This window comes from Candidatus Nitrosotalea sp. FS (assembly GCF_011319475.1).
Lineage (GTDB): Archaea > Thermoproteota > Nitrososphaeria > Nitrososphaerales > Nitrosopumilaceae > Nitrosotalea.
In genome coordinates, this window is the sequence record NZ_RCMC01000244.1 from 1 (window position 1) to 11,141 (window position 11,141).

The window sequence follows — 11,141 nt, forward strand, 5'->3', positions numbered from 1 at the left end:
ATGGAGCTTTCAAAAATAACGAATCAGTATTATGTAACAAGACATTGCCTAGTCCTCCACAAAAATGATGATTCTTTGTTTCTAGGTCATATACATATCCACTTATGTTGAATNTTTTTTTATAACATCAGATTGTTTTATTCTTGAGTCTTTTTTATCCTTGATTATTCTAATCCTGCATACATTTGGTTTGTCTTTTCGTATTTGTAATGAATACTCAATTCCTAATTGTTCAAGCATTACTATGACTCCAGCCATGACTGTCTTGTGTATTTGATCAAGTATTGTCAATCCGTTAATGTCAGTATGGCCATCACCATCTAACATTCCGCTTATGAATGCCCGTTTTGCCTCAATATTTGCATTCAATAGGGCTTGAGGAACTCCTTTTTCTTCACCGCGATAGCAAAGTAATCGGAAATAGTCAACAAACAGTTTATGGTCATCTTTTGGAATTAGTGCGTATGTAGCAGAGCTTTTGCGAATGTCTATGATGGACGTTTCCAAAGCCAAATGTTCACGTATGACTTTTTGTGCTTTTTGTAATAATTTCTTGTCTTGATTTACAATTCTCCAAGAATATTTGAGTTGTTTTTCATATTTGTATGTATTACACGTGCCTTCTGCGATAAAAAGACCAAACAGCCATCCCAAATCCGAGTTTACATGCACTTTAGATTCTGTCTTGAATGGAACTAGGTTGATCTTGTCACCAACTTTGAGATCAGACGGTTTTACACTTTTTCCATTTATGACTAGACTATGATCTTCTGTGCATTCAACAAATCCTTTTCTTGTGAGAATTCGGTATCCTCTTTTCTTTACTTTATGTCGATAGATGTGTTTTATTTTTGTAAATCCTTTTTCAGTTAATACATCAATGTCTCCAAATTTGTTGTATCTTCTACTGCTTACCGTTTTTGGCATCAGTGTCTCTATTGGGATTATNACATATTCTGCAGGCGCCTTGCTTATCATCACATGAAATGCAAGCTCTGCAAGAGGAATCTGTCGAGCTTTTAGTCTCTTGGCATATCCTGATATCATGTCACTAATTTTTGTCTTTGACTGGGTAAACTCTTGTTCATTTTGCACCTGGGATAGAATTCCCAATATTTCATAAAAGAGATTTCTGACAAATGGCGGGGTGTGTGATTTTTTTCCTGTCAGACCTTTGACATCGACTTTGCCGTCTTTTTGCACACCAAGATAATTTTTCTTTCTGGTACTAAATACAACGTAGCGATATTCTTTATCCAAGTCAAGGTCTACTCCAAACTCTGTCTTTGCCCACTCTACCACCCCATGTACTTGGTCCTGTGACGGAGCTTTCAAAAATAACGAATCAGTATCTCCATACAAAACCTCGATTCCGACTGATTTACATTTTTCAATTGTCTCTAAAATTGTAAATCTTCCAACTGCCGTGGTTGCTTCTGCAACAGGCAGACAGTATAATGGAAATATTTCCGCACCCATTACACCATAACTTGCATTCAAAATAACCTTGAGTGCTTGGCTTACTACAGTATACAGTTGTTTTTGGTCGGCTGAGAGACTAGGGTTCTTGGACAGACTCTTGTAATAGTTTACACGTAAATCCCTCAGAGAACCAATCAATGTAGCAGTAAGGCCATTTTTCTTGGTACAAACCCAGTGCGTAGTTCCTGGTATCATGTTTGTCTTGCACTCATCATGCGTGCACCGTACTGTCTCATACGAGAGATTTCGTACCTTGATGATACTAGGATACAGACTTGCAAAGTCCATCACAGATACGTTAAAGTGGATCCTTCTGTTGGTTCTACAACTAATCCGCCACGATATTTCTTGTCTTTTATGACTGCCTCTGTTGATGCAGCTCCTGATTTTTTGTCAAGCTCTTCTCTACGCGGTANCAGACCACCGCGATATTTTTTGTCTTTTATTACTGCCTCTGTTGACGCAGCTCCTGATTTTTTGTCAAGCTCTTCTCTACGTGGTATCAAAAAGTTGTGTTTTCTGTGTTCATAGTAAAACAAACTTCGAATCCATTGTGATACTCCCATTCGTGATATGTCATCAATTGGCATGCGACCAATTCTTGTTATGACTACGAGCAGATTCATCAGAAGATCATTGTTAAAACTAGTAAGTTTCTGGGTGATTCTTGCATCGTTGAAACAATAGTTTGCAAGTTCATAGAGCGAAAGATCCTCAAGTTCTCCTTCATATTCTGTCTTTGATTCATCAATTAGTCCTTCACAGATACTGTTCAGTGAAAAATCATTGTACTTGTGGGAAAAGGCGTAGATTTGAAATGAGCGATTTGAAAATGTCCTGTACAAGTCAATATGCACACCTCTTTTGAGCGTGGCCGAGTCACGCATCATTATCAGCGGAATTTCTTTTAGTGGAACCCCAAGTCTTTCTGCCCTGTTATACATGAAGGGCATATCAAATTCATCGCCGTTGAATGTGATAACAAACGGATAGTTTTCTAAAATTTTGAATGCATCACGTAACATGTCTGCCTCTTTGTCTTCTTCATAGAAAGTCACCTTGACATCTTTTGGAAGTTCGTTTTCACCCATTTGCAGTCCTGGACGTTTTAGGACAAGGACTGCCTTGAGATCATCACTTGCACAAAACCCAATCGCAGTAATTTTCTTATCAGCAATCTTGGCATCAGGAATTCTTCCAGTCTCAGATTCTACCTCTATATCAAAAGTGATTCTTCGTATGTCAGGCACGGGTTGGTTGAGAAGGTTTGCCCACTCACTGATGTGATTTTGGAATCCTTTGGTATCTATGATGCCAATGTTTGTCACCTTGTCAAACAACAGGCCTTTTAGTGCAAGTTGAACTTCATCAGGTATCTTGTAAGAATATTCTTTGAGTTTACCATCTTCAATTGTATAATACCTGCCAACAATTAGCAAGTTGTCATACAGATAATTTTCATAATACTTGATGTCAGACTCCCAGGTCTCCATCATGTTTCTTATGCTTTTGTCAGTCTGTGTTCCACCTATTGCAAGAGGATCTGTTACAACAATTTTTGTCACGTCTATCGTATGGTCTTTTAGCAAGTCTTCTCGCTTGACACTTTCAAGTTTTATCACATCAGTTCTGCTTGACAAAAATTTTAATTCTTCCGGATCTAGTTTTGAATAACAGTATGGTTTGTGCCCTGTATTGTCATACCAAAGTTTTAGTGTTTTAGATTCTGGTTCATAAAATTTTAGCACCGCACATTTTTTTTGCCCATCATATGCTGCAGAGACCAGTAGTGCAGGCGGCATAGTGGTTGTTACTTCTTCTACTGCATTTGACATTTACATCATCACTTTGGCACTAGGTTGGCATTTGGTTCTTCTAAAAGCACCTTTATCCAATGATTTATCCTGTTTTTATCCAAAACTACGACTTGCAATCCAGCTTCTCGTAATAATTCATAATCAGTTTCAGGATAGCTTCCAAGGCAGACTATTCTTTTGATTCCAATTGTTATTGCCATCTTGCTACACTCTAAACATGTGACAAATGTGGTATACATGGTAGAGTCTTTTGTACCAGAACCCACTCCCAATATTGCACAATGCATTATGGCATTTGCCTCCGCATGGTTGCACAGACATCTGTCAAGGCCCTCTCCAGAGGCAACTTTTCCCTCCATTCGAAGCTGGCATCTTTTACATCCGCCTTCAAAGCAGTTTTTTACGCCTGGTGGAGTTCCATTATACCCTGTGGCAATCTGCCTGTTCTCTCTCACAATTACTGCGCCAACTTGTCTTGTGATACAATTAGATCGTAATTTTGCAAGCTCTGCCTGCAACATAAAATATTCATCCCATGTCGGACGGTCAAATGATTTACTCACAATGAAACTGTATAACGCTTCAATATAAGATTACAAATGTAGTGTGAAAATTGAAGCATGTACAGCTCAACTCTCTATCCTAAACAAGCTTTTTACCAAGATGATGCAAATCATGAATTAATTGAATGACCGTTTTGTAGAACACAGGTACATCAAAAAGTCAAGTATAGAACACCGAGACTATCAAGACAACCTGGCAAAGCAGGCCATCTCTGAGAACTGTCTTATCGTACTTCCAACAGGACTTGGCAAGACAACAGTGGCACTACACGTGATTGCAGAATTTTTGTCAAGAGGCAAGGGAGGAGTGTTGTTTTTAGCTCCAACTAGAGTGTTGGCTCACCAGCATTACGAGTTTTTAAAAAATAATTTGCTGATAGACGATATTGCACTTGTTACTGGAGAAGACCTTCTTGCAAAAAGAAAAAAACTCTGGATAAACAGCATAATATGCGCAACTCCTGAAATTGTAAAAAACGATCTAGATAGACAAATTGTATCACCTGACCAGTTTTCACTTGTAATATTTGACGAAGCTCACAGGACTGTTGGGGATTATGCGTATTCTGGAATTGCAGAACGTATTACAAATACTGGTGCAAGAATAATTGGAATGACTGCCACCTTACCAAGTGAAAAACAAAAGGCAGAGGAGATGGTAAAGATTCTCAAGATAGCAAGCATTGCGCAAAGAACAGAAGAGAGTCCAGATGTGAGTCCATACGTACAACAGACAGACACACAATGGATTACAGTAGAACTTGGACCTGAGATGAAGGAGATACAAGCCTTGATCAAGGCTACTCTAGACTCGAGGTATCTTGAACTCAAAAAACTAGGACTCAATCTATCTGGTAGCAGGTCCATGTCAGAGCTTTTGCGTGTACGGGAGTTTGTATTAAGACAAAACCGTAGGGCTGCCAAGCCTCTTTTTACTGCAATACGGCTCATACATGCACTAAATGTCTTTGAATCACACGGTGTTACATCATTTCTTAGATTCTGTGAAAGAACTCAGGAGAAGAAAGGAGTTGGGATAAAAGATTTGTTTGAAAATGACTTGAATTTTGGAAAAGCGTAAGGCTTGCAAAGCAAGCACAACAAAAAGGAATTGAGCATTCAAAGATGGATAAGCTACGGGAAGTGTTACAGGAAATTCCTGGAAGGGCACTTGTCTTTACAAGTTACAGGGATTCAGTGGATGTGATACATCAGAAACTAAACGAAATGGGAATACCTTCAGGGTTTTTGATTGGAAAGGCAGGAGAAACAGGCCTCAAACAAAAAAAACAGATAGAAACAATACAAAAATTTCGAGACGGACAATACAAGGTCCTAATTGCAACGCGTGTTGGAGAGGAAGGTCTTGACATTTCAGAAGTTAATCTTGTGGTGTTTTTTGATAATGTACCAAGCTCAATCCGATATATCCAGAGAAAGGGTCGTACTGGAAGAAAAGATTATGGAAGACTGGTTGTCTTGATTGCAAAAGATACTACCGATGAGACATATTACTNACAAAGAAAGGGTCGTACAGGAAGAAAAGATTATGGAAGACTGGTAGTCTTGATTGCAAAAGATACCACCGATGAGACATATTACTGGATAGGAAAACGCAAGGTTACAGCTGCAAAAGGCATGGGTGAGAAGATGAATAAATTCTTGCAACAAGAGACACCCAAATCAAAGACAGGCCTAGATTCATTCTTCTAGGTTCGTACACAGTCATGAAATTGTGGGCATCAGATAAAATCACAGTTAAATATCATATGGATGCCACAAACTTTTGATGATATCTACAAAAAACATATTCATTCTAATCGCACTTGTTGTTATACCTTCAACTATTCTTCCAATTTATGCAGACGATTCGTCTGGAATCACTGCAACTGTAAACAAGCCATCATACCAACCAGGTGACAAGGTAATAATCAGCGGTTCGGTAGGCCAGATAGTAAACAGTAACCCTGTCACAATAATTGTCCGAAACCCTATGGGTAATGTCTATGATGTAGGGCAAGAAAAATTGCTAAACAATTTGTTTGTTCATGATTTTGTACTAAACGATGATTCCATGGGCGGAACATATTCTGTAAACATCAAGTATGGCCCTTCATCAGATCAGTTGTATTTTGTATTAAATGCAGGAGCGTTGACCACAATTCCTGTCTTTGACAGCGAGATAAAAATAAGGACAAACGGTACAAACTTGATAAAATACGGTGATGTTTCAGTGTCTACAACTGAGAAGATAATCAAGATTTCAATGGATACCACAAAAATAATTGGTGGGTCAATAAACCAACAGTATCAAATTCCAAAGAAAATAGTTGACACACCTGGAGGAAATATAGTATTGAAAGTAAATGGAAACCAGATCTTGTGTGCACAGAGTGAAACTGACACGACTAGAATACTTGATTGTTCCATTCCTTCAAACTCAAATGAGATTGAACTAACTGGTGCCACGGTAATTCCAGAGTTTGGTCCATTGGCAGGCCTTGCAATAGCTATATCCATAATTGCAGCGGTAACATTGTCACGAGTCTCAAAGATTCATTTTTAGACATTATCTTGCAGGCTCTCAACTGTAATACACTTGATCTTGTCTTTTAGGTCCTGAATTTTCAAATAATATTTGGAGATCTCTTTTTGTGTAAGGTATTTTTCTTTTTCAAATTTTTTCACATGAGACTCACATATCCAGAGAAACTCTAAATCATATGATATTGAATCATGAGAGTTGTTTTCTGCCATGGTATCAGGATGCTCCTTTTCAAACTTCATCATTTGTGGCAATAACTCCAGGTTGTTTTTGACCAAGTTTAGAAACGAGTCAAGCTCATGTTTTAGTGACTTGTTGTCACGAATCTGTTGTGTCCAGACAGGCTTGGCTTTATCATGGTACACAAGTTTCTGAAATGACAAATCTATTCCAAACGTATCTAGAACATCTTTTGCGATTTCTTCCTTGACATTTTCTGACATTTTTATCAAATCATCAGTTGAATTGTCTTTTATGCGCATCTTGTATGTTTTAGATATGGTATCATACCATACTTTGTTCAAATAATGCAACAAATTGGTTTAGAGCTGGTTTACAAAATTGTAAAAGATAAGTTATTTAACATCCAATATGGCAAAACCATTGTATGATTACATACATTCTTGCAACGTGCATCCCAGGAAATGAAAAAGAGGTAATACAAAAGATCAAGGAGATACCAAACGTGGTCGAGGTAAACGGAATAATGGGAAAATACGACATATTTGTAAAGATCCAAGCAGGCGAAGTAATGAAAGTGGATTTGACAATAAGCAAGGTGAGAAGCGTTCCACATGTTACAAGTACCGTCTCAATACCTGCAATTTATGGTCAGGGCGGTACAATTGACAGTGAAAAGTAGATTTCATTAAAATTTTACCCAAAGATTATCTAGATTGGTCACGATATGATACCATGGGAAAGATAATCGAAGTTGTAGACCCACACAGGATAGAAAGAGCACCTGACAAGACTGTCGTATTAATGTCGGATGGAAAATTTCTTGAAAGAGGTCATGTCGTAAAAAACATCTGCCTAAACCTATATCTTCAGAAAAAAGATGAAAAACTTGGCCCCTATTCTCTGATAACAGTGCTTGTTGAGACTGACAAGGGAGTAATAGAAATGACATATGACGAAGGATATAGGGGTGAAAATGCAATAGAGGAAGCCGTTGCATTTCTTACATCACATCTTGGAATATCTGGGCTCATCTTGAGGTCAATCATCCAGATGGACCAATCAATGAATAGAAATAATTTATTGGTGATAGATTCCAGTGAACAAGACGTCGAATTTTATGAAGTTTGAAAGAAAGCCTATTGAAGTAAATCCAACTTGTGCCATGTGTGCAAGACCCATACAAGATCACAGCCAAGAGCAAATGAAATTCTGTGCTGATGAAAGACGCAAATCGAACAATGTAAAAATAACCAAATCATAGTTTCCATGACATAGTTTTGGTCAGATACAGAGCAGTTCCTCCAGATTCCTATCTTCGCGTAAAAAAGGGACTGCAAAATGATCATGTCCTGTCCCAATATCCATCATTTCATGATGCAATGCTTGAATCATTTGAAATCATATCAATTGACGGAAAAATTGCCATATACTATTACAAGGATGGAACACTTGCAGTAGAAGGCAATGAGAAGGATCCGTTATTTCGCAGAATAATTCGTCAGGTAAACAAACTTGTCTCAAAGAAAGAATACATCTGAGTGTATCACAGGTCTAACTCGCTAGCATCTTGCAGCTTTTCAGTCAGATCAAGATACGTGTATGGGTCTAGTTGTTTTGCAAATCCCTTGTCAATGTTGATGAGATATACAGAATGCAATCTAGCATTGAGAATATCATCAATTTCAATTGGAGGGTTTTTGTAGAATCTGTCTACCAAATTTTTTATTCTTTGAACCTCTTCTATTTTTCTATCACTCGGTGGTTGGAGAAATAATTTTGGAATGGGCAGTATTCCAACAACGGGTGTAGCAAGTGCAAATTTAGAACAGTGTTGACTGTATCTTGCTATCTTGCTTGATATTCTTGCCACGTAATAGTCAATGGTATCCAATGCATGATCAGGCGGGGTAAAGCCTGTTTCAATCTCCATGATGAATGTGCCATCACCTTTTGTTGCAAATACATCACAGACAAGAATGTTGGAGAGTTGTTTTTCGATGTCAACGGTATAACCATGAGATATCAAATTAGCGGCGCAGATCATCTCTAGTACAGAGTGATTTATCTTTACAAGATTTTTCTTGTATAGTTCTATCAATCGTTCTCGTACAAAATTTATCCTTGATTTTATTTCTGGAGTATGTCCATTTGTTAGTTTTTCAGCAACGGTATACACATCATCTGTGAATTTTTCTAAATCCAAAATCTACTATTTCAAATCTAGCACGGGGTTTAAGAGGATAACTGAATAAAACAGGCAGGCTTGACATAAATAAATTTTAAAAAGATTTTTTATCAAGACAAATTGGTCATAATCATGGCAGAATTGTCAAACGATGATAAACTGGTATTGCTCCAGCATGCCATTTCAAAGTATGAGGATGAAAATACGTTGCTTGAAAAACTCAAGGCCGTATTACCTCAAAAAGACATTGACAGAGGCATTGCAACCCTGATTGCCACGCAGAGGGTCAGAAGAATTGGCCCAGACGTATTACAAAATAATGTCAGTCACATAGGAGAACTCCCTGAAATTTTACCACACATAAAGCAGATTATAGATAACATCTAGTTCAGAAACATTGTACCATACCATTTGACCACTCCCCCCAAAATGGACAAAACCAGGAACGGAATTGTCCATAAAATGGACAATTGAATTTTGCAATCTGAATAATTAAATGAAAAAAGATGCATCTCCAAAAACTTACAAATAGATGTGTTTTAGACCAGTAAACATGACAATCAAAAACATCACAGTTTTAGGTTCTGGAATAATGGGCCATGGAATTGCCCAAGTTTCTGCAATGTCAGGATATAATGTAGTTCTTCGAGATATTGAAAAGCAATTTTTGGATAAAGCAATGGAGAAGATCAAGTGGTCACTTGACAAACTTGTATCAAAACAAAAAATTACTGAAGATCAAGGAAAAGAGATTTTTTCAAGAATCACACCAATAGTGGATTTGGCTGAAGCGCTAAAGGATTGTGATTTGATGATAGAGGTAGTGCCAGAGATAATGGACCTCAAGAAAAAAGTCTATGCCGAAGTAGACAAGGTGGTACCACAAAAGACAGTCTTTGCATCAAACACAAGTACTTTACCCATCACAGAGATTGCAAATACTACATCAAGACCAGAAAGATTCATCGGGATACACTTTTTCAATCCACCACAGTTGATGAAATTAGTTGAAGTAATACCAGGACAAAAGACATCAAAGGATCTGGTTGATACAACAATTAGTTTTGTAAAATCAGTCTCAAAAGAACCAGTGGTATGCAAAAGAGATGTTCCAGGTTTTATCGTAAACAGGCTATTCATTCCTCTAGTACACGAGGCAGCATATGCAATGGATAGGACTGGTGCAACAAAAGAAGAGATTGATTCTGCAGTAAAATTTACACTACATTTTCCAATGGGAATATTTGAGTTGGCAGACTTTACTGGCATGGATGTAATTCACAAGGCCACATTAGAGATGCATTCACGTGACAAAAAAGTAATCAATCCACACCCTTTGATTGAAAAACTATACAATGAAAAGAAATTAGGACAAAAAAGCGGAGAAGGATTTTACAAGTATTCAGGAGAACAATACGAGCGAATTAATCTTACAGAAGAGCTTGCAAAGAAATTCAATCCAATACAATTACTTGGAAATGTCTTGAACAATGCAGCATGGCTTGTAACAAATCAAGCCAGTGATGTTCCAGAAATAGAAAAAGCACTGTTACTTGGAATGGGACTCAAAAAACCACTGTTTGAAACTGCAAAAGGATTTGGAATGCAAAATATTGTATCAGAATTACAAAGACTTGCAAAAGAGAACAAGTTCTACGAACCTGACCTGTATCTAGTATCTCTCAAGTAGAACGAATTTTTTCCAGAATTACTTTAACTGCTTCTTTTGGTGAAGACACCCCGGTTATTAGTACACTTTTTCTGTGATCCAAATATTGGTCTGCATATTTTTCTGCAATCCCTCCACTGTTTTTTATTGCGACAATTGGTTTTTTGTACATGTATGCAGCACATGTCTCAGATAATGTACCAGAACCGCCGCCAATTATTATCACACCATCTCCAGATAATGCATTTAGAAAATCCCTTGCAAGGCCCATTCCGCTTGGTATCACAATATCACAATATTCATTTGCAAATGACGGTTCATTTTGTGGGATTATTCCTACAGTGAGACCTCCTGCATCTTTTGCGCCATGACATGCAGCTTTCATTACGCCATCAAGACCGCCAGTGATCAAAACAGCCCCAGACTTTGCAACTTCTACACCTGTTTCATATGCCAGCTTTGCAGTTTCTGGAGTAGTTCCGCTCTCATTATGTCCAATTATTAAAATCTGAATTTTTTTTGGCACAAATAGAATGAAAAAATTGAGCTAATAAAAATGGTATTTAGAAAATTGAAAGAAAGAACCTTTTCTTAGGTACTTGTCTCTGTTTTTGGTGCAGTTGTAGATGGTGCACTTNCTGCAATTCCGCCACTATTTTTTATTGCTACAATTGGTTTTTTGTACATGTATGCAGCA

The 11,141-nt window shown here is 37.6% G+C and carries 11 protein-coding genes and 5 pseudogenes; 8 read left to right on the forward strand and 8 right to left on the reverse strand.

The window, feature by feature from the left end:
- From DYY66_RS16475 to DYY66_RS09695, 5 genes and pseudogenes are all read right to left on the reverse strand, one after another.
- Positions 1 to 106, reverse strand: a 106-nt coding sequence (locus tag DYY66_RS16475) for a hypothetical protein (protein ID WP_394352630.1), incomplete at its 3' end; no start/stop codon positions are given.
- 8 nt (positions 107 to 114) lie between these two features.
- Positions 115 to 927, reverse strand: a pseudogene (locus DYY66_RS16480) (LAGLIDADG family homing endonuclease); the annotation flags it as partial.
- 22 nt (positions 928 to 949) lie between these two features.
- Positions 950 to 1,823: pseudogene (locus DYY66_RS14895) on the reverse strand (DNA polymerase domain-containing protein); the annotation flags it as partial.
- Between the two features lie 75 nt (positions 1,824 to 1,898).
- Positions 1,899 to 3,317: pseudogene (locus DYY66_RS14900) on the reverse strand (3'-5' exonuclease); the annotation flags it as partial.
- A gap of 8 nt (positions 3,318 to 3,325) precedes the next feature.
- Positions 3,326 to 3,820, reverse strand: a complete 495-nt coding sequence (locus DYY66_RS09695; RefSeq protein WP_218583709.1) for a dCMP deaminase family protein — start codon at positions 3,818 to 3,820, stop codon at positions 3,326 to 3,328.
- Between the two features lie 163 nt (positions 3,821 to 3,983).
- Here DYY66_RS09695 and DYY66_RS09700 point away from each other — a divergent pair.
- The 3 genes and pseudogenes from DYY66_RS09700 to DYY66_RS09705 form a co-directional block, all read left to right on the forward strand.
- Positions 3,984 to 5,378: pseudogene (locus DYY66_RS09700) on the forward strand (DEAD/DEAH box helicase); the annotation flags it as partial.
- A 1-nt stretch (position 5,379) separates the two neighbouring features.
- Positions 5,380 to 5,575: pseudogene (locus DYY66_RS14905) on the forward strand (ERCC4 helicase); the annotation flags it as partial.
- Between the two features lie 76 nt (positions 5,576 to 5,651).
- Positions 5,652 to 6,428 (forward strand): hypothetical protein, encoded by a 777-nt coding sequence (locus tag DYY66_RS09705; RefSeq protein ID WP_166288719.1) that lies wholly within the window; start codon positions 5,652 to 5,654, stop codon positions 6,426 to 6,428.
- Here DYY66_RS09705 and DYY66_RS09710 read toward each other — a convergent pair.
- A complete protein-coding gene (locus DYY66_RS09710) occupies positions 6,425 to 6,931 on the reverse strand; it encodes a hypothetical protein (RefSeq protein WP_166288722.1) in 507 nt (168 codons plus the stop codon). The two genes, DYY66_RS09705 and DYY66_RS09710, sit on opposite strands and share 4 nt — an antisense overlap.
- 83 nt (positions 6,932 to 7,014) lie before the next feature.
- Here DYY66_RS09710 and DYY66_RS09715 point away from each other — a divergent pair, with 83 nt between their 5' ends.
- The 3 genes from DYY66_RS09715 (at position 7,015) to DYY66_RS09725 (ending at position 8,128) form a co-directional block, all read left to right on the forward strand.
- On the forward strand, positions 7,015 to 7,269 hold the full coding sequence (locus DYY66_RS09715) for an Lrp/AsnC ligand binding domain-containing protein (protein WP_166288725.1): 255 nt from the start codon (positions 7,015 to 7,017) through the stop codon (positions 7,267 to 7,269).
- Between the two features lie 53 nt (positions 7,270 to 7,322).
- Positions 7,323 to 7,718: a hypothetical protein gene (locus DYY66_RS09720; protein WP_166288728.1), complete on the forward strand. Its 396-nt coding sequence runs from the start codon at positions 7,323 to 7,325 to the stop codon at positions 7,716 to 7,718.
- Positions 7,719 to 7,867: 149 nt separating this feature from the next.
- A complete protein-coding gene (locus DYY66_RS09725) occupies positions 7,868 to 8,128 on the forward strand; it encodes a hypothetical protein (protein WP_166288731.1) in 261 nt (86 codons plus the stop codon).
- Between the two features lie 5 nt (positions 8,129 to 8,133).
- Here DYY66_RS09725 and DYY66_RS09730 read toward each other — a convergent pair whose 3' ends face one another.
- Positions 8,134 to 8,793, reverse strand: coding sequence for a hypothetical protein (locus DYY66_RS09730; protein ID WP_166288734.1), 660 nt, complete (start codon positions 8,791 to 8,793; stop codon positions 8,134 to 8,136).
- Between the two features lie 114 nt (positions 8,794 to 8,907).
- On the opposite strand from DYY66_RS09730, the gene DYY66_RS09735 reads away from it, so the two are divergent.
- Both DYY66_RS09735 and DYY66_RS09740 read left to right on the forward strand, forming a co-directional pair.
- Complete coding sequence (locus DYY66_RS09735) at positions 8,908 to 9,162, forward strand: hypothetical protein (RefSeq protein ID WP_166288737.1); 255 nt, start codon at positions 8,908 to 8,910, stop codon at positions 9,160 to 9,162.
- A gap of 166 nt (positions 9,163 to 9,328) precedes the next feature.
- The gene (locus DYY66_RS09740) at positions 9,329 to 10,465 is read left to right on the forward strand and encodes a 3-hydroxyacyl-CoA dehydrogenase family protein (RefSeq protein WP_166288740.1); all 1,137 of its coding nucleotides are present in this window, start codon (positions 9,329 to 9,331) and stop codon (positions 10,463 to 10,465) included.
- Here DYY66_RS09740 and DYY66_RS09745 read toward each other — a convergent pair.
- A complete protein-coding gene (locus tag DYY66_RS09745; RefSeq protein WP_166288743.1) occupies positions 10,458 to 10,970 on the reverse strand; it encodes a TIGR00725 family protein in 513 nt (170 codons plus the stop codon). The two genes, DYY66_RS09740 and DYY66_RS09745, sit on opposite strands and share 8 nt — an antisense overlap.
- Between the last annotated feature and the right edge of the window lie 171 nt (positions 10,971 to 11,141).

Coding starts and splice junctions, on each gene's coding strand:
- DYY66_RS09695 (WP_218583709.1), bottom strand. CDS start 3,820: ATGTTGCAGGCAGAGCTTGCAAAATTACGATCTAATTGTATCACAAGA.
- DYY66_RS09705 (WP_166288719.1), top strand. CDS start 5,652: ATGATATCTACAAAAAACATATTCATTCTAATCGCACTTGTTGTTATA.
- DYY66_RS09715 (WP_166288725.1), top strand. CDS start 7,015: ATGATTACATACATTCTTGCAACGTGCATCCCAGGAAATGAAAAAGAG.
- DYY66_RS09720 (WP_166288728.1), top strand. CDS start 7,323: ATGGGAAAGATAATCGAAGTTGTAGACCCACACAGGATAGAAAGAGCA.
- DYY66_RS09735 (WP_166288737.1), top strand. CDS start 8,908: ATGGCAGAATTGTCAAACGATGATAAACTGGTATTGCTCCAGCATGCC.
- DYY66_RS09740 (WP_166288740.1), top strand. CDS start 9,329: ATGACAATCAAAAACATCACAGTTTTAGGTTCTGGAATAATGGGCCAT.